Origin of the sequence: Curtobacterium sp. Curtsp57 (genome assembly GCF_047324335.1) — a bacterium.
Lineage (GTDB): Bacteria > Actinomycetota > Actinomycetes > Actinomycetales > Microbacteriaceae > Curtobacterium.
Genome location: NZ_CP168511.1, coordinates 681,871 through 697,966 on the forward strand (window position 1 = coordinate 681,871; position 16,096 = coordinate 697,966).

Below are 16,096 nucleotides of genomic sequence, written 5' to 3' on the forward strand. Positions count from 1 at the left end.
ACCCAGCACGAAACCAGGAGTCACCATGTCCAACGACACCATCCGCGTCGGACTCATCGGCGGCGGCGGCATCGCGTCCGCACACATCGCCGGCTACGCCCAGCACCCGGACCTCATCCGCATCGCCGCGGTCGCCGATGCGTTCGCGTCGACCGCCGAGGCCCGCGGCGCCGAGCTCGGCGTGCCCCACTTCACCGACTACCAGGAGATGCTCGACCGCGCCGACATCGACGCCGTCGACATCTGCCTGCCGCACCACCTGCACCGCGACGCGATCGTCGCCGCGGCACGTGCCGGCAAGCACGTCCTCTGCGAGAAGCCGCTCTGCCTCACCCCGGAGGAAGCGCGCGACGTGCAGGCCGCCGTGAGCGATGCGGGCGTCACGCTGATGTGCGCGCACAACCAGCTCTTCATGCCGGCGGTCGCGAAGGCGAAGGAGCTCATCGAGACCGGCGTCCTCGGCACCGTGTACGAGGTCCGCACGACGGACAGCTTCCGCAACGACTTCGACCCGGAGAACATGGGCTGGCGTGCACACGCGGCAAAGAGCGGCGGCGGCGAGCTCATCGACACCGGCTACCACCCGAGCTACCTGCTCATGCACCTCGCCGGCGGGGTCCCCGTCCAGGCGACGGCGCTGCTCTCGACCCACCGCCTGACGTTCATGGAGGGCGAGGACTCGGCGCAGGCCCTGTTCCGCTTCGACAACGGTGCCGTCGGCCAGCTCGTCACGAGCTGGGCGTACGAGCCGGCCGCCGGCACCGAGCGTTTCAGCGCCGTCGGTGAGCTCGGCTCCCTGACGAGCGACGGCACCACGCTCCGCTGGGACCTGCTCGACGGCACCAGCGAGACCGTGACCTACGAGGACGTGGACACCTTCGCGGCGGAGATCGGCGCGTTCGGCGCGTGCCTGCGGGACCGCACGCGTCCGATCCACACCGAGCGGGAGGGCATCGCCGTGCTCGGCATGATCCTGGCGGCGTACGAGGGCGCCCACAGCGGAACCATCGCGTCGGTGCTCCAGGTGGAGCCGGTCTCCGCGTGATCCTCGACGACGAGACCACCTCGGTGCTCCGGGCCGCCGCTGACGCGGTCCGGGGCACCGCCGGTGTCGGTGTCGGCGACCGGGTCGAGGAAGCCCTCACCCGCACGCTGACCGACACCATCACCCTCGATGACGACGGCACCGCCTTCGTCATCACCGGCGACATCCCCGCGATGTGGCTCCGCGACTCGACGACGCAGATGCTCCCGTACCTGCGCTTCGCCGCCGACTCCCCCGCGATCGCCGACGTCCTGACCGGGGTCGTCCGGCGGCAGTTCCGGTGCATCGACCACGATCCGTACGCCAACGCCTTCAACCGCTCGGCCACCGGCGCACACCACGATGCCAGGGACCTCTGCGCGGACCCGTCGGTGTGGGAGCAGAAGTACGAGGTCGACAGCCTCGCCTACCCGGTCCAGTTCGCCCACCGGCTGTGGACCGTGACCGGACGCACCGACCTGTTCGACGAGCGCGCCCACCGGGTCCTCCGCACGATCGTGGACCAGTGGCGCGCCGAGCAGGACCACGACGCGTCCGCGTACCGGTTCGTCCGGGACGTCGGCATCGCGACCGAGACGCTCGACCGCGACGGTCGCGGCACCCCGGTCGCCGTCACGGGCATGACCTGGTGCGGGTTCCGTCCGTCGGACGACGCGTGCACGTACGGCTACAACGTCCCGGAGAACCTGCACGCCGCGCAGGCACTGCTGGACCTCGCCGAGATCGCCCGCGACGTGTACGGCGACGCGCGGCTCGCCGACGACGCCGACGCACTGCGGTCGGCCGTCCTCGACGGGGTGCGTCGGCACGGCATCGTCGAGCACGACGGCGAGCAGGTCTACGCGTACGAGGTCGACGGGCTCGACGGCGTCGTGCTCATGGACGACGCGAACATGCCGTCGCTGCTCTCACTGCCGTTCGACGCGCCCGACGTCATCGACCCCGAGGTCACCGCCGCGACCCGACGCCTGGTGCTGTCCCCGGCGAACCCGTACTGGTTCAGCGGAGCGGCGGCCGAGGGGATCGGGAGCCAGCACACCGAGCCGAACCGGGTGTGGCCGATCGCGCTCTGCGTCGAGGGCATCACCGGGACGCCGGAGCGCCGGCGGGAGCTCCTCGCCGTGCTGCTCGCGACGGACGCCGGGACCGGGCGCATGCACGAGTCGTTCGACGTGGACGACCCCGCCGCGTTCTCACGGGAGTGGTTCTCGTGGGCCGACGCGATGTTCTGCGAGCTGGCGCTGACCGTCGCGGACGACCTCAGTGGTCGCGCAGCGCCTCGATCAACTCGCTCTTCCGCTTCGACGAGTACCCGGTGAGTCCGAGCTCCTTCGCACGCTTCCGGAGATCCGCGACGGTCCAGTCGTCGTAGGAGCCGGACTCCCCGCCCTTCCTCCCGACCGCCCGCTTGCCCTTCGCGGCCGCGGCGTTGCTGATCCGCGCGGACTTCTCCTTCGAGTTGCCCTCTGCGCGGAGTTCCTCGTACATCTCGGGGTTCTTCACGCCCCGCATCTGCTGGTTCGGCATGGCCGAGACCGTACGCCGCCGAGCCTCAGTGCTTCTCGGGGTCGTTGCCCCAGTTCATGAGCGAGTACCGCCACGCCGTGTCGTGCACGTCACCCTTCGGCCGCTGCTTCGCGTGCCGCGCGACGTACCCGACGACCTTCCGCATGTGCGCGTAGTCGGCGTCCGTGTAGTCGGCCTGCTTCTTCTCGAGGATGCGGACGATGTGCCGTCCGCTCTCGTGCCCGGTGGACTCGGTGCTCCCGCCGGACTTCTGCCCGACCCTCTTGGACTCGTCGGTGTCGAGCCACTTCCGGAGCTCGGACGCGGTCATGTTGACCGCGTCGGCGAAGTCGGCCCTGGTCTGCTGGTCGTCGTCACTCATGGCACCACCATCGTCCGGATCGCTGAGCGTCCGGCGAATCCGGATCACGCACGCTCCTGACCACCTCTCAGGCGTCGACGGGTTCGGTGGGTGCATGCCGCACGACCAGTACGAACCCGCTGACCCACGCACCCGCTACCCCGACGTGTCGCCCGAGCCGCAGACGCAACCCGAGCCGGGTCTGCAGTCGCGGATGACGCCCGTCCCGGACCTCGGCGAGGACACCTACCGCGGGACCGGCCGCCTCGCCGGCCGCAAGGCGCTCATCACCGGTGCCGACTCCGGCATCGGCGGCGCCGTCGCGATCGCGTTCGCCCGCGAGGGCGCCGACATCGCACTCGCCTACCTGCCCGAGGAACAGGAGGACGCCGACCACGTCATCGAGCAGGTCCGCGCCGCCGGACGGACGGCTGTCGCGATCCCCGGTGACCTCCGCGACCGCGAGTACGCCGGACGCCTCGTCGCCGAGGCGGTCGAGGGGCTCGGCGGTATCGACGCGCTCGTCAGCGTCGCGGGCAAGCAGGTCTGGCAACCCGATCTGCTCGACATCACCGACGAGCAGTTCGAGGCCACGTTCGACGTCAACGTGTTCGGGTTGTTCCGGCTCGTGAAGGCTGCGCTCCCCCACCTGCACCCGGGATCGACGATCACCACGACGGCGTCGATGGAGGCGTACAAGCCCGCACCCGACCGTCTCGACTACGCGGCGACGAAGGGCGCGATCAACAACTTCTCCAAGGGCCTCTCGCAGGCACTCATCGAGCAGGGCATCCGCGTGAACGTCGTCGCGCCCGGTCCCACCTGGTCGGTACTGCAGGTCACGAGCGGCGTCGACCCCGAGACCCTGCCGGAGTTCGGCAGCAGCGAGTCGCCGATGGGCCGCGCGGGTCAGCCAGCCGAGCTCGCGCCCGCGTACGTGTTCCTGGCGTCGCACGAGTCGAGCTTCGTCGCCGGCGAGACGCTCAACGTGAACGGCGGCATGGTCACGCCCTGACGAAGGGCCGTTTCGGACGGTCTCAGCGGCTGTCGCGCTCGTACCGCGCCGTGTACACGAGGAACGTGATGTGCCCGAGCAGCGCGATCCCGAAGAACACCAGTGCGACGGCCCACACCCGGTTCAGGCTGCCGTCGCCGACGACGAGCATCACGATGCACGCGATGACCGCCGCGGAGAGCAGACCGACCTGCACGGTCGACCAGGTCTTGCGCCAGCGGGGCTGCTGCGGCTGTGGGTTCACGAGACACCATCTTGCCGCACCGCGCGCGGCTCGACCTGGACACCGGACGTGCGCGCGGCTCGCGACGCGATCACGGGGCGGACGGGAGGCTCGGTGCGGGCGCGCTCCGAGCCTCCCGTCCGGCGGTGCGCACGTTCAGTGCCGCGGCCCGGCCGCCGGAGCGGAGACGAGTCCGACCAGGGCCGCCAGTGCGAACGCCGTCACCGCGCCGGCGACGCCGATCACGGCGCCGGCCGCGACGGCGCCCAGGGCCTGCCCGAGCACCAGGGTGACGAAGAGCATCGAGGTCCCCGCCGACGCACGATCCGGGTCGATCTCGGTCGTCCAGGCGATCAGCGCCCCGGTCGCCGCGGTGTAGCCCCATCCGAACACCAGGCAGGCGACGAGCGCGACCGAGACGGCACCGGGCGCCACGGCGAGCGCGAGGGACCCGACCACGACCGCGGTCACGCTGATCGCCCAGAGCCGCGCGGGTCGCATGCCGACCGTCCACCGGCTCGTGACGACGACCGCAGCACCTCCGAGGCCGAGGGCGATCCAGGCGGTGATGGAGGCCTCCCGATCGACACCGGCGTCGACCAGGACGGATCGGCCGTAGTTCCAGACCGCGGCGGAGCCGGCGCCGAGCAGCAGTGCCGCGAGGAGGAGTCGACGGTGCGCGACGAACCACGACCCCGTCGGTCGTCCTGCTCGGTCCACTCGTTCCGTCGTGTCGGCGTGACCGCGTTCCGTCGTGTCGTCGTGACCGCGTTCCGTCGTGTCGTCGTGACCGCGGTGGTCGGTGCGGAGCACTGCGGCCCCGGCCAGCACGGAACAGGCCGCGGCGACGAACCAGGCGGTGCGCCACTCGGGCAGGACCGCGAGTGCGAGGACCCCGGCCGCGACGAGCCCGGGTCCGGTCCCCGCGTTCACGACCGACTGCCCGCGAGGCACCCGATCCGGTGCCGTGTTCCGCGCGACCAGCCGGACGAGCGCCGGCGATGCAGCGCCCGCGCCCGTCGAGCTCAGGACCGCCGCGACGCCGAAGGTGGTCGCGTCGTGGCTCCACGCCATCCCGGCGGCACCGACCGCCGCGGTGCTCGCGGCCAGGACCACGAGCGAGCGCGGGTGCCTCGTCGCCGCGAGGAACCCGATCACCGCCCCGACGCAGTACATGGTCGACGCCCCAGCGGAGATCCACCCGGCGAGCGCCGCGCCGAGCCCCAGGTCCGCCTGCACGTCCGGCAGCACCAGTCCGTACGCGAGGCGGACGAGCCCGTAGGTCACCGCGACGAGGGCTGTACCGGCCGCGGCGAGCCCGGTTCCTTTCGAAAACGATCGTTTCACTTTTCGGAGTCTAGGGTGCTGACATGGCCATGCGTGCAGGAACCGAGCAGAAGCTCCTCGACGCCGCCGAGGACCTGTTCTTCACGCACGGCATCGCGGCGACCTCGGTGGACGCGGTCCTGGAGCGTGCAGGGGTGTCGTCCGCGACGCTCTACCGGGGGTACCCGAGCAAGGAGGCGCTCGTCGCCGCGACCCTCGAGCGGCGCCGGCTGGACTGGGAGGCGACGTGGACTGCTGCGGTCGAGCGGCAGACCGGTGATCGTGCCCGGCTCCTGGCGGTCTTCGACGCACTCGACGACTACCGCACCCGCTCGGCGGCGTCACGGTGGTGCGCGTTCCTCGGCACCGCGTCCGAGTACGCCGATGCGCCGTCGGAGATCCGCGTCGTGCTCGATGCCGAGTCGTCGGGCTTGCGCACGCGGCTCACGGAGTTGGCGGTGCCCCTCGTGGGTGATCGGGCAGGGACGCTCGGTGAGCAGTTGACGCTCGTCGTCTCCGGCGCGCTCGCCATGCGCCTCCGGGACGCCGATGCCGACACCGGTGTGGCGCGGGCGGTCGCGTCGAGCCTGCTGGACGGGCACGGAATCGAGTGACGCCGACGTGGGCCTCCTGGCAGCATGGCCGGCATGAGGCTCACCGCGGATGCCCATGTGCACAGCGAATGGTCGTGGGACGCCGCGACCAACCCGGCGTCCGTCGGGCTGATGGAGCGTACGTGCGCCCGGGCCGTCCGGATCGGTCTGCCCGCGCTCGTCTTCACCGAGCACCTGGACTTCGAGGAACGGTGGCGGGTCGAACCCGGGGACATGGGCGACCACGCGGAGGCGTTGGTCGACGAGACGAACCACGTGCGCCTGCCGCCGTTCGACCTCGACGGGTACCTCGAGTCGATCGACCGGTGCCGCCGGGCGTTCCCCGCGCTCCGGATCCTGACCGGAGTGGAGTTCGGGCAGCCGCACGTCTGGGACGCGGCGGCGGCCGACGTGCTCCGGTCGGGGACGATCGATCGGGTCAACGGGTCGTTGCACATGCTGCCGTTCACCGACGGCGACCGTGCCGAACCCGTCACGCTCTACCACCGTCGCGATCCCGACGAGGTGATGTGGGCCTACCTCGACGAGATCCCCCGCATGGTCGCCGGCTCGGCCTCGTTCGAGGTCTTCACGCACATCGACTACGCGGTGCGCTCGTGGCCGTCGGAGTCGGCCGGGCCGTTCGACCCGCGGCGGTTCGAGGAGGGCTTCCGGGCGGCGATGCGCGCGATCGCCGGGTCGGGTCGCGCGCTGGAGATGAACACCAGGCGGTTGTGGCCGTGGATCCCGGAGTGGTGGCGCGACGAGGGCGGGCGAGCCGTGACGTTCGGGAGCGACGCACACGCGGAGGGGACGCTCGCGGCGCACTTCCCGGAGGCGATGGCGATGCTCGAGCACTTCGGGTTCCGCGAAGGGACACGACCAGAGGATCCCTGGACTCTCCGCTAGCCGACCGAGCGCAGTGCTCCGCGCTGAGGTGTTCTGTCCGTGACTCCTTCCGCGTGGGCCGCGTCCCTAGCGTGGATCTCGACGACAGGAGCACGTATGCACACCAGGACACTCGGCCAGGGCCTCGAGGTCTCCGCGATCGGACTCGGTGCGATGGGCATGTCCCAGAGCTACGGCCCGAACCCCGGCGACCGCGACGACATGATCGGCGTGCTGCGGTACGCCGTCGCGCACGGCGTCACGTTCATCGACACGGCAGAGGTGTACGGCCCGTACGACAACGAGGAACTCGTCGGCGACGCGATCCGCCCGATCCGCGACCAGGTGGTCCTCGCCACGAAGTTCGGCTTCGACATCGTCGACGGCAGGTCGGTGGGCGTGAACTCGCGCCCCGAGCACATCCGCGAGGCGGCCGAGGGCTCGCTCCGCCGGCTCGGCATCGACGCGATCGACCTGTACTACCAGCACCGCGTCGATCCGGACGTGCCGATCGAGGACGTCGCCGGCACCGTCGGGGAACTCGTCGCCGAGGGCAAGGTCAAGCACTTCGGGCTCTCCGAGGCGGCGGCGGAGACCATCCGGCGCGCGCACGCCGTGCACCCGGTCACCGCCGTGCAGAGCGAGTACTCGCTGTGGACGCGCGACCCGGAACCAGCGGTGTTGCCGACCTGCGCGGAGCTCGGCATCGGGTTCGTGCCGTTCAGTCCGCTCGGCAAGGGCTTCCTGACCGGCACCATCGCCGCGGGGACGTCGTTCGGCGAGGGTGAGATCCGCGGGAAGGTGCCGCGGTTCGAGGCCGAGAACCTCGCCGCGAACCAGGCCCTCGTCGACGCGGTACGGACCCTCGCCGAGACTCGCGGTGCGACGCCCGGGCAGATCGCGCTCGCGTGGCTCCTCGCCAAGCACCCGTCCATCGTGCCGATCCCCGGGACGCGCCGCACGGAGCGCATCGACGAGAACGCCGGCGCGACGGCGATCGCGCTCTCCGCCGACGACGTCGCCGACCTGGACGGGCTGGCCGACCGGATCGGCGTCGCCGGCAACCGCTACGACGCCGCGGGGATGGCCGCCGTCAACCGCTGAGCCGATGCCTGCCGATCCGGTACCCGCTGCTCAGGCGTACCGGATGCCGTCGCCGGCGATGACGGCGCGGTACCCCTCGCGGTAGGTCGGGTACCGGAACGAGAAGCCGGAGGACTTCAGGAGCGCGTTCGACAGGCGCTTGTCGGTCACCGGGACGTCGGCGGGCGCCTCGGGCAGGGGTCCGGCACCGAGCTCTGCGGCGAGGAACCGCAGCACCTCGTCGCGGCGGACGGGCTCGTCGTCCGTGCCGATCACCAGTGGCGGTGCGGCGTCGAGCGTCGCGAGGTGCACGAGCGCCGCTGCGGCGTCGTCGCGGTGGATCCGGTTCGTCATCGGCGAGCGCCCTGGACCCGGGACGACGGTCGCGCGGCCGGATCGGACCTGGTCGATCAACCGGGTGCGGCCGGGTCCGTAGATCCCGGAGAGCCGGACGAGCGTCGCGTCAGGGACCCGCGAGCGGAGGAGCTCCTCGGCCTCGATGAGCACGTCGGCGGTCTCGCTGCCGCCGGTCGCGGGCGTGTCCTCGGTCACGATGCCGTCGCCGCCGTACACCGCCGTGGAGGACACGACGACGACGCGTGGCGAGGAGCCGGACGCGTCGACGCCGTCGAGCACGTGCCGGAGTCCGTCGACGTAGGTCGCGCGGTACGTCTCGGTGTCCCTGCTGCCAGCGGCGAGTGCGACGACCACGACTCCGGTGTCGGCGCTGATGACCGGGGCGTCGTGCCGAAGGTCGACGGCGCGTCCCTCGATCCACGTCGGGAGCAGTTCGGGGCTGCGGCGCAGGCCGACCACGGTGTGACCGGCCTGGTGGAAGCGGAGTCCGGCGGCGGTCCCGAGGTCGCCGCAGCCGGCGATGACGACGTGCACGCGGTCGACTCTACGTCCTGGCGCAACGCACACCGGCGTCGGCTGCGCCGACACGCAATCGGTCGTCGCCCACCACATGAGCCACGGCGCATCGACGATTCCGTTGGCGGGATGACGAATCCGGTTCCCGATCACCGGGAACCGGGAACCGAATCCGTCATCGGCCGCGATCGCGAGCCGCCTCCTGACGAGGACGCGCCCCGTTCTGCCGTCATCCGCCGGACCGGAGGATCGTTGCGGGCGCGCCACGAGCCTCCAGTCCGGTGCGCGACCGGCCGAGCTCGGCTCAGGACCCCGCGGGACGGGTCCTGCACCGCCGCGGGACTTCCGCGGTCAGAGCGAGAACCCGCCGTCGCTCGTCAGCACCTGCCCGACGACCCAGCCCCCGGCCGACGTCGACAGCCACGCGATCAGCTCAGCCGGGTCCTCCGGCCGTCCGACCCGACCGAAGGGCGTGCTCGCCAGGTACTCGTCCAGACCCTCGAGCGAGCGGTCCGTCGTCTCCGGGTCCATGTACCCGGTGTTCACCGGACCGGGGTTGACCGTGTTGAGGACGATCCCGAGCTCCAGCAGGTCGGCGGCGACGGTGGCGGTGACCCCCGCCAGCGCTGCCTTGCTCGCGGCGTAGGCGACCTCGCCGCGCATGGCGCCGTGGATCTGCCCGGACGTCATCCAGAACACGTGACCCTGCGGCTCGGCGTACGGGCCGTTCCCGGTGATCCGGTCACCGGGACGCCGCTGCTCCTCGGTCTGCGGAGCCCGACGGCGGGCGAACTCGGCGGTGAGCAGCATCGTCGCCCGGGTGTTCACCTCCCAGAACGCGCTGAGCCGTTCCGGGGTCATGTCGAGGATGCTGCCGTCATCCCCGCTCTTGGCGTGGTTGCACACCAGGACGTCGAGGCCGCCGACGAGCCCCTCGGCCGTGTCGATCACACCGGCGATCGTCGACGGGTCCGACAGGTCCGCGGCCAGGTCGGCGAACCGTGCACCCTCGGTCAGGTGGGCGCGGATCCCGTCGCGGACGGCGTCGAGGTCGTCACCGCCCCACGGCAGGTCGAGGTCGTGCGGGCGGTGGTGGTGGATGACGATGCTCGCGCCGAGCGAGGCGAGCTTCGTGGCGACGGCGAACCCGATGCCGCGGCGTCGTGAGACACCGGTGACGAGGGCGGTCTTGCCGTGCAGGGGCAGGTGTGCGGACATGGTGAACCTCTCGAACCGCGCCGGAACGGCGCACAGATGGGAATCGAAGACGGTTCAGCGGCACTGCATGCCCATCACCGTACCCATCCCCGTCGCGCTCGACAACCGCTCCGAACAAGAACCGTAGGATCGGGGAACCTCACTCGTCGACGTCGCCGGAGGACCGCATGACCACCAACCACACCGCACCTGTCGCCCGACCCACCCGGGCGACCGCGTCGGTCGCCGCGATCCTCGCCGAGTCCGCCGCACGGTACCCCGACGACGTCGCGGTCATCGTCGGCGACCGCCGCACGACGTACGCCGAGCTCTGGTCGCAGACGCTCGCCTACGCCGGGGCACTCCGCGACCGAGGCGTTGGCGAGGGATCGCGGGTCGCGATGCTCGTCCCGAACGTCGAGGACTTCCCCCGCGTCTACTACGCCACCCTCGCCCTCGGCGCGGTCGCCGTTCCTGTGCACGCGCTGCTCAAGCGCCGCGAGATCGAGTACATCCTCCGGGACAGCGGCGCAACGCTGTTGGTGTGCGCGGCCCCGCTGCTCGGCGAGGGCGCACCCGGTGCGGAACTCGCCGGCGTCGACCTCCTGACGGTCCTCGCACCGCCGGCGTCCGACGACGGGGCCCCGGTCCACGACCGGCTGGAGGCCCTGGCGTCGTCGAGCGAGCCGCTGACCACCTACACGCCGCGCGACCCGTTCGACACGGCGACGATCCTGTACACGAGCGGGACCACCGGGAAGCCGAAGGGCGCGGAGGGATCGCACTTCTCCCTGCTCGAGCAGGTCAACACGAACCTCATGACGACGTTCGACATGCACCGCGGCGACGTCCTGCTTGGGGCACTGCCCCTGTTCCACACGTTCGGACAGACGTGCACGATGAACACCGGGTTCCGGGTGGGGGCGACGATCGTCATGCTGCCGAAGTTCGACGGCGACTCCGCCCTCGCCGCGATGGTCGAACACGGCTGCGAGGTCTTCATGGGCGTCCCGACGATGTACATCGCCCTGCTCGACGCCGCCACCCGCTCCGAAGCGCGCCCACACCTGCGCTACGCGATCTCCGGCGGCGCCTCGCTGCCGTTGGCCGTCCTCGAGCGCTTCGAGAAGGTGTACGACGCCCCCATCCACGAGGGGTACGGCCTCACCGAGACCTCCCCGGTCGCGACGTTCAACCACGTCGGCGTCCCACCGCGGCCCGGCACCATCGGGACCCCGGTCTGGGGCGTCGACGTCGAGATCGCCGACCCCGAGGTGCACGACGCGATCGTGCTCCTACCGCACGGCTCGATCGGCGAACTCGTCATCCGCGGACACAACCTGATGAACGGGTACCTCGACCGGCCGGAGGACACCGCAGCGGCGATCGTCGACGGCTGGTTCCGCACCGGAGACCTCGGGACGAAGGACGACGACGGCTACCTGACCATCGTCGACCGGACGAAGGACATGATCATCCGGAACGGCTACAACGTGTACCCGCGGCAGGTGGAAGAGGTCCTCGCCACCCACCCCGACGTCACGATGGCAGCGGTGTTCGGCGTCCCCCACGAGCTGCACGGACAGGAGATCGAGGCCGCCGTGGTGCTGCGTTCCGGAGCCACCGCGTCGCCGGAGGAACTCATCGACTTCGTCGCCGGTGAGATCGCGGCGTACAAGTACCCGCGTGCCGTGCACGTCCTCGACGCGCTGCCCCTCGGTCCGAGCGGGAAGGTGTTGAAACGGGAGCTGGTCGACCGGTTCGGGACCACTGAGGTGGGTTCTGCCGGGATCGAACCGACGACATCCACGGTGTGAATGTGTGAGCCGCCAGGGACCGAAGCAGCGCATCCCAGTGATTGTGCGGGTCTCGGCCCTGAACAGCTGCGGCGGATGCTCGCTGAGCAGGACTCTCCGATGCTGACGGTACAGCGCTGCCTGAGGACCGCTCGATCAGCACCGTCGGGCACCGAGCTGACTATCGTGCCCTGCCGCCATGTGGGATCACGCCGACGCTCGAGCGAGGGTCGAGATCGCATGCTCAGTGTCCCGGACACAACGGTCTGCGAGGGGTGGCGCCGACCACGTCAGCGATCGTTGCCTTCCGCGTCCCTGTGGGACGCAGCAGATTCAGAGCTCCAGTCGCGCAGGGACCAGCGATCAGCCCCTCCGTTGCTAGTACTGCCAGGGCAGCAACCCTTGCTGACCGACGATGACGAGGCAAATCGTCCCGGCAATGGTGGCAGATGCGGAGATGATGAGGCCCGCCAGCGCTAAACCCTTGCCTTGTTGTCCCGTGCGGCGAATCTGCACCAGAGCAACAGTGCAGATCACCAGCCCGATCAGCGTTGCCCCGAAGGCAAGAACGAATCCGGCAATCGCTAGGGCGTTGAACGGCTCGGTGGCTGGCGGCTCGTAGCGCTCAGGGGGTTCGTTCATGTCAGTCTTCCGCGGGGTCTTGGATTCGCAGGGCGATTCTCTTGATCATCATCGAGGGTGACGAAATCGGGCTGAGCGCAGGTGATGATCGGCCTGAGGGAGCGCCGCATCGGTTGCGAGCCCGCGCCCCCCTCCGGCGGGCGGTGTTGTGCGTTGGGTCCTCAGCTCAGCTGGTGGCTGATGGGGCCGTTGTCGACGTAGATGCGCTGGTCGGTGATCTTGTCGTCGTGGAGGGTGAAGATCGAGCAGGCGGTGATCGTGGTGGTCGTGCCGTCGCGGAGGTTCCAGACGCTGTCCACTTCGAAGATGACGAACCCGTTGTCTTCCTGCCACACGTTGATCAGCGGGTGGTGCGCCAACGATTCCACCTTGCTGAGGGTGTCGATCATCTGTTGACGGACGGCGTCACGGCCGGAGACGACGGGCGCGCCCGCGAAGGTCAGGGTGATGTCGTCGGCGTAGTAGGCCGCGAAGCAGTCGCTGTCCTTTGCCTCCATCGCGGCGAAGTAGTCGGTGAGCAGGTCGATGGTGTGCTGAGTGGCGCTGGGCATCGAGAACGTCCTTCCGTACTACTCGTGATGCTGGGGGCGAGGAGTGCGTGTCAGGCGGGGCCGTCGCCCGCTCGGTGGAGGAATGCGGGGTCTTGCGCGCTGAGGGCAGTGAGCGCCTCGAGCTGCTCAGGGCTGAGCTCGATGTCGGCGGCCGTCGCATTCGCGCGGAGCTCGTCGGGGGTTTCCGGGCCGACGATGACGGATGCCACTGCTGGGCGGGACAGCAGCCATGCGAGGGACACCTGATAGGGGTGCAGTCCCCAAGCGCGGCTGTGACGGTCGACCTCGCGGGCGATCGTGATCTCGTGGTCCGGGAACCCTGGTTGGCCGAATCGCTGGTCGCCGGAGACGGAACGGTCGAGGACGGCGAGGTCCGCGAGGAGCCCACCGTGCAGGGGTGCGTACGGGACGATGGAGACGCCGAACTGTGTGCAGGCAGCAGCGAGCTCACGTTCCGCGGCGCGGTCGATGAGGTTGTACTTCACCTCGGCGACCACAGGTGCGTGCAGCCGCCGGTAGTCGGCGATCCAGAGGGCGTGTGTGAGCTGCCAGGAAGGGTGATTGGACAAGCCGACGGCGCGGATCTTGCCCTGCCGGATGAGGTCGTCGTAGACGGAAAGTGTCTCTTCGAGGGGCGTGTCCGGGTCCGGGTCGTGGGCGTAGTACACGTCGATGTAGTCGGTTTCGAGGCGACTGAGGCTGGTCTCGATTTGGCGGATGATGTGCCGGCGCGACAGACCACGCTGGTTCACATCGTGGCCGACGATGCCGTTTGACTTGGTCGCGATGACCATGTTGTCGCGTCGGCCGCGCAGCGCCCGTCCGAGGATCTGCTCCGCGGGCTCGCGCTCGGCTGCAGTGGGAGCGCCGGGACGGTCGAAGACGGGCATGTTCCCGTACACGTCCGCGGTGTCGATGAAGTTGATGCCGAGCTCCTGCGCCGTGCCGACGACCTGGTCAGCGTCTTGCGCGGTCGGGGCGACGCCGAAGGTTGCGGTGCCGAGGCAGATGCGGGACACCTTCATTCCGGTGTGTCCGAGGACGGAGTACTTCATCGTGCGTTCGCTTCCCGGAGTGCTCGTGCACTCCTGTGTGCCGAGACGGGTGTGCCGGGGAGGGGCGCCGTCGGGGTTCGTGCTGTGACGCTATGGCGGCGCGAGCCGAGTTGCGATGCCCTCTCAGGGCACCGCTATGGAGGCCGGAGCGGAGCACGATGAGTGGCATGGCACGAATCTTGGTCACCGGTTCCACTGACGGGCTCGGGCGAGCGACCGCGGAGACGTTGCTCCGCGAGGGGCACGACGTCATCGTGCACGCCCGCTCAACTGGTCGCGCTGCGGCGGTCGCGGATCTCACTGGTCGCGGCGCTGACCTCGTCGTGGCGGACTTCGCCAACCGCGGCGAGGTACTCGCTGTGGCGGAGCAGCTGCAGGCCGGGGCACCGATCGACGGCGTCATCCACAACGCCGGCGTCCTCTCGGGCGCTGCGATCATCCCCGTGAACGTCGTGGCGCCGTACTTGCTCACGGCGTTGCTGCAGAGCCCGAGCAGGCACGTCTACCTCAGCAGCAGCATGCACCGCGGCGGCACCGCCCAGCTCGCCGGCGCGGACTGGAAGGGCGGTTCGTCGTCGAGCAGCTACTCGGACAGCAAGCTGTTCGTCACCGCGTTCGCTGCAGCGGTCGCGGATCGGTGGTCCGACGTGCAGGCGAACGCGGTCGACCCGGGATGGGTGCCGACGAAGATGGGTGGCGCCGGCGCATCGGATGACCTGGAGCTTGGCCACCGCACGCAGGAACGGCTGATCGGAGATCCGGACGCCTCGGTCAGCGGTGGGTACTGGTTCCATGACCGGCAGCAGGAACCGCATCCGGCTGTCCGTGACCCGCAGTTCCAGAACGAGCTGCTGCGTGCGCTCGAGGCGGCGACCGGTGTCGCGTTCCCGGAACGCTGATCAGTCGACGTCGACGTCCGCGGCGGCGCCCGTCGGCGCGGCAGCCCACGATGCCAACAACGCAAGCCGTTCGGCGGTCGGGGTGCCGGGTTCGGCGGTGTAGACCATCAGGACCGTGCCGGGGTCGGCGGTGATCATCAACTCCTCGTAGAACAGCACGAGTTCTCCCACCTCGGGGTGGTGGAAGCGCTTGGTACCGGAGCCGTGGGAGCGCACGTCGTGCGCACTCCAGAGACGTCGGAACACGTCACTTCGAGTGGAGAGTTCGCCGACGAGTTCTTGCAGCTCGGCGTCGTGCGGGTCCCGTCCCGCTTCGGCGCGCATCACCGCGACGCACATCTCGGAGAACAGGTCCCAGTCGGGGTAGAAGTCCCGGGAAGCTGGGTCAAGGAACTGGAACCGGGCGAGATTGGGGGTGCCGGTGCCATCGCCGATGACGGGTGTGTAGAAGGCCTTCGCGAGCTGGTTGGTGGCGAGCAGGTTCTGCCGTTGGTCACGGACCACCGCGATGCCGTCGTGGATGGTGCCGAGGACCTGCTGGATACTCTGCCGTTGCGCGGCTCGTGGGGAGCGACGCCCTCTGGGGCGTGCGGCGAGGGTGTTGCCGTCCGCGGCGCGAGCGAGATCGAACAGGTGGCTCCGCTCGGGTTCCGTCAGCTGCAGCGCACGGGCTAGCGCTTCCAGCACGGCCGTGGATACGCCAGCGATCTGCCCGCGTTCGATTCGGCCGTAGTACTCCACACTGAGACCGGCGAGAGCGGCGACTTCGCCGCGACGAAGGCCCGCGACACGGCGCCGACCGCCGCCGAGCAGGCCAGCCTGCTCCGGCGCCAGGCGTGCACGCCGTGACATCAGGAACTCGCGTACTTCCGTCTTGTTGTCCACGCCGTCAGGGTACGGCCGACTCCCACGTGGAAGACGTTCCCTCTCAAGGCACGTCTCGACAGGGCATCACTTCCACAGCGATGCGGTGGTCTCGTAGTTGTTGCGGGGTTTCGCCCGCAACCGACGACGGCCTGTCAGTCAGCGATGCCAACACTGTT

At 70.0% G+C, this 16,096-nt stretch carries 18 protein-coding genes; 8 read left to right on the forward strand and 10 right to left on the reverse strand.

Going from position 1 to position 16,096, the window contains the following annotated elements:
• Window positions 1-25 precede the first annotated feature (25 nt).
• Window positions 26-1,045, forward strand: a complete 1,020-nt coding sequence (locus ACEN9V_RS03165) for a Gfo/Idh/MocA family protein (protein ID WP_413602102.1) — start codon at window positions 26-28, stop codon at window positions 1,043-1,045.
• Window positions 1,042-2,364, forward strand: a complete 1,323-nt coding sequence (locus ACEN9V_RS03170) for a glycoside hydrolase family 125 protein (RefSeq protein ID WP_413602103.1) — start codon at window positions 1,042-1,044, stop codon at window positions 2,362-2,364. Before ACEN9V_RS03165 ends, ACEN9V_RS03170 begins: the two co-directional genes overlap by 4 nt.
• Here ACEN9V_RS03170 and ACEN9V_RS03175 read toward each other — a convergent pair.
• Together ACEN9V_RS03175 and ACEN9V_RS03180 are read right to left on the reverse strand one after the other, a co-directional pair.
• Entirely contained in the window at window positions 2,306-2,572 is a 267-nt protein-coding gene (locus tag ACEN9V_RS03175) for a Rho termination factor N-terminal domain-containing protein (RefSeq protein ID WP_413602104.1), read from the reverse strand. The genes ACEN9V_RS03170 and ACEN9V_RS03175 overlap by 59 nt on opposite strands.
• A 25-nt stretch (window positions 2,573-2,597) precedes the next feature.
• Window positions 2,598-2,933, reverse strand: a complete 336-nt coding sequence (locus ACEN9V_RS03180) for a DUF3140 domain-containing protein (protein ID WP_413602105.1) — start codon at window positions 2,931-2,933, stop codon at window positions 2,598-2,600.
• Between the two features lie 94 nt (window positions 2,934-3,027).
• On the opposite strand from ACEN9V_RS03180, the gene ACEN9V_RS03185 reads away from it, so the two are divergent.
• Window positions 3,028-3,927 (forward strand): SDR family oxidoreductase, encoded by a 900-nt coding sequence (locus ACEN9V_RS03185; protein ID WP_281264321.1) that lies wholly within the window; start codon window positions 3,028-3,030, stop codon window positions 3,925-3,927.
• A gap of 22 nt (window positions 3,928-3,949) precedes the next feature.
• Here ACEN9V_RS03185 and ACEN9V_RS03190 read toward each other — a convergent pair whose 3' ends face one another.
• Window positions 3,950-4,171: a hypothetical protein gene (locus ACEN9V_RS03190; RefSeq protein WP_413602106.1), complete on the reverse strand. Its 222-nt coding sequence runs from the start codon at window positions 4,169-4,171 to the stop codon at window positions 3,950-3,952.
• A 135-nt stretch (window positions 4,172-4,306) separates the two neighbouring features.
• A complete protein-coding gene (locus tag ACEN9V_RS03195; RefSeq protein ID WP_413602107.1) occupies window positions 4,307-5,497 on the reverse strand; it encodes an MFS transporter in 1,191 nt (396 codons plus the stop codon).
• A 23-nt stretch (window positions 5,498-5,520) separates the two neighbouring features.
• Between ACEN9V_RS03195 and ACEN9V_RS03200 the strand changes: the two genes are divergently transcribed.
• The 3 genes from ACEN9V_RS03200 (at window position 5,521) to ACEN9V_RS03210 (ending at window position 8,061) form a co-directional block, all read left to right on the forward strand.
• The gene (locus ACEN9V_RS03200; protein ID WP_413602108.1) at window positions 5,521-6,090 is read left to right on the forward strand and encodes a TetR/AcrR family transcriptional regulator; all 570 of its coding nucleotides are present in this window, start codon (window positions 5,521-5,523) and stop codon (window positions 6,088-6,090) included.
• 33 nt (window positions 6,091-6,123) lie between these two features.
• Window positions 6,124-6,978 (forward strand): PHP domain-containing protein, encoded by an 855-nt coding sequence (locus tag ACEN9V_RS03205; RefSeq protein ID WP_413602109.1) that lies wholly within the window; start codon window positions 6,124-6,126, stop codon window positions 6,976-6,978.
• A gap of 96 nt (window positions 6,979-7,074) precedes the next feature.
• Entirely contained in the window at window positions 7,075-8,061 is a 987-nt protein-coding gene (locus tag ACEN9V_RS03210) for an aldo/keto reductase (RefSeq protein ID WP_413602110.1), read from the forward strand.
• A 30-nt stretch (window positions 8,062-8,091) separates the two neighbouring features.
• Here the strand turns inward: ACEN9V_RS03210 and ACEN9V_RS03215 are convergent, their stop codons facing one another.
• Both ACEN9V_RS03215 and ACEN9V_RS03220 read right to left on the reverse strand, forming a co-directional pair.
• Window positions 8,092-8,931 (reverse strand): NAD-dependent epimerase/dehydratase family protein, encoded by an 840-nt coding sequence (locus ACEN9V_RS03215; RefSeq protein WP_413602111.1) that lies wholly within the window; start codon window positions 8,929-8,931, stop codon window positions 8,092-8,094.
• Between the two features lie 333 nt (window positions 8,932-9,264).
• A complete protein-coding gene (locus ACEN9V_RS03220) occupies window positions 9,265-10,131 on the reverse strand; it encodes an SDR family oxidoreductase (protein ID WP_413602112.1) in 867 nt (288 codons plus the stop codon).
• 167 nt (window positions 10,132-10,298) lie between these two features.
• Between ACEN9V_RS03220 and ACEN9V_RS03225 the strand changes: the two genes are divergently transcribed.
• A complete protein-coding gene (locus ACEN9V_RS03225; RefSeq protein WP_413602113.1) occupies window positions 10,299-11,927 on the forward strand; it encodes a long-chain-fatty-acid--CoA ligase in 1,629 nt (542 codons plus the stop codon).
• 357 nt (window positions 11,928-12,284) lie between these two features.
• Here the strand turns inward: ACEN9V_RS03225 and ACEN9V_RS03230 are convergent, their stop codons facing one another.
• The 3 genes from ACEN9V_RS03230 to ACEN9V_RS03240 form a co-directional block, all read right to left on the reverse strand.
• Window positions 12,285-12,548, reverse strand: a complete 264-nt coding sequence (locus ACEN9V_RS03230) for a DUF4190 domain-containing protein (RefSeq protein ID WP_413602114.1) — start codon at window positions 12,546-12,548, stop codon at window positions 12,285-12,287.
• A gap of 161 nt (window positions 12,549-12,709) precedes the next feature.
• Window positions 12,710-13,099 carry a nuclear transport factor 2 family protein gene (locus ACEN9V_RS03235; protein WP_413602115.1) on the reverse strand — a complete coding sequence of 130 codons (390 nt, stop codon included), beginning with the start codon at window positions 13,097-13,099 and terminating at the stop codon, window positions 12,710-12,712.
• Between the two features lie 50 nt (window positions 13,100-13,149).
• Window positions 13,150-14,154, reverse strand: a complete 1,005-nt coding sequence (locus ACEN9V_RS03240) for an aldo/keto reductase (protein ID WP_413602116.1) — start codon at window positions 14,152-14,154, stop codon at window positions 13,150-13,152.
• A gap of 167 nt (window positions 14,155-14,321) precedes the next feature.
• Between ACEN9V_RS03240 and ACEN9V_RS03245 the strand changes: the two genes are divergently transcribed.
• Window positions 14,322-15,053 (forward strand): SDR family NAD(P)-dependent oxidoreductase, encoded by a 732-nt coding sequence (locus ACEN9V_RS03245; RefSeq protein WP_413602117.1) that lies wholly within the window; start codon window positions 14,322-14,324, stop codon window positions 15,051-15,053.
• Here ACEN9V_RS03245 and ACEN9V_RS03250 read toward each other — a convergent pair whose 3' ends face one another.
• Window positions 15,054-15,938, reverse strand: a complete 885-nt coding sequence (locus ACEN9V_RS03250; RefSeq protein WP_413602118.1) for a helix-turn-helix transcriptional regulator — start codon at window positions 15,936-15,938, stop codon at window positions 15,054-15,056.
• Window positions 15,939-16,096 lie beyond the last annotated feature (158 nt).

What these genes read in the sequence shown, in the direction of transcription:
- ACEN9V_RS03185 (WP_281264321.1), top strand. Translation starts at nt 3,028, where the DNA reads ATGCCGCACGACCAGTACGAACCCGCTGACCCACGCACCCGCTACCCC.
- ACEN9V_RS03210 (WP_413602110.1), top strand. Translation starts at nt 7,075, where the DNA reads ATGCACACCAGGACACTCGGCCAGGGCCTCGAGGTCTCCGCGATCGGA.
- ACEN9V_RS03225 (WP_413602113.1), top strand. Translation starts at nt 10,299, where the DNA reads ATGACCACCAACCACACCGCACCTGTCGCCCGACCCACCCGGGCGACC.
- ACEN9V_RS03245 (WP_413602117.1), top strand. Translation starts at nt 14,322, where the DNA reads ATGGCACGAATCTTGGTCACCGGTTCCACTGACGGGCTCGGGCGAGCG.
- ACEN9V_RS03175 (WP_413602104.1), bottom strand. Translation starts at nt 2,572, where the DNA reads ATGCCGAACCAGCAGATGCGGGGCGTGAAGAACCCCGAGATGTACGAG.
- ACEN9V_RS03230 (WP_413602114.1), bottom strand. Translation starts at nt 12,548, where the DNA reads ATGAACGAACCCCCTGAGCGCTACGAGCCGCCAGCCACCGAGCCGTTC.
- ACEN9V_RS03240 (WP_413602116.1), bottom strand. Translation starts at nt 14,154, where the DNA reads ATGAAGTACTCCGTCCTCGGACACACCGGAATGAAGGTGTCCCGCATC.
- ACEN9V_RS03235 (WP_413602115.1), bottom strand. Translation starts at nt 13,099, where the DNA reads ATGCCCAGCGCCACTCAGCACACCATCGACCTGCTCACCGACTACTTC.
- ACEN9V_RS03200 (WP_413602108.1), top strand. Translation starts at nt 5,521, where the DNA reads ATGGCCATGCGTGCAGGAACCGAGCAGAAGCTCCTCGACGCCGCCGAG.
- ACEN9V_RS03165 (WP_413602102.1), top strand. Translation starts at nt 26, where the DNA reads ATGTCCAACGACACCATCCGCGTCGGACTCATCGGCGGCGGCGGCATC.
- ACEN9V_RS03180 (WP_413602105.1), bottom strand. Translation starts at nt 2,933, where the DNA reads ATGAGTGACGACGACCAGCAGACCAGGGCCGACTTCGCCGACGCGGTC.
- ACEN9V_RS03205 (WP_413602109.1), top strand. Translation starts at nt 6,124, where the DNA reads ATGAGGCTCACCGCGGATGCCCATGTGCACAGCGAATGGTCGTGGGAC.
- ACEN9V_RS03220 (WP_413602112.1), bottom strand. Translation starts at nt 10,131, where the DNA reads ATGTCCGCACACCTGCCCCTGCACGGCAAGACCGCCCTCGTCACCGGT.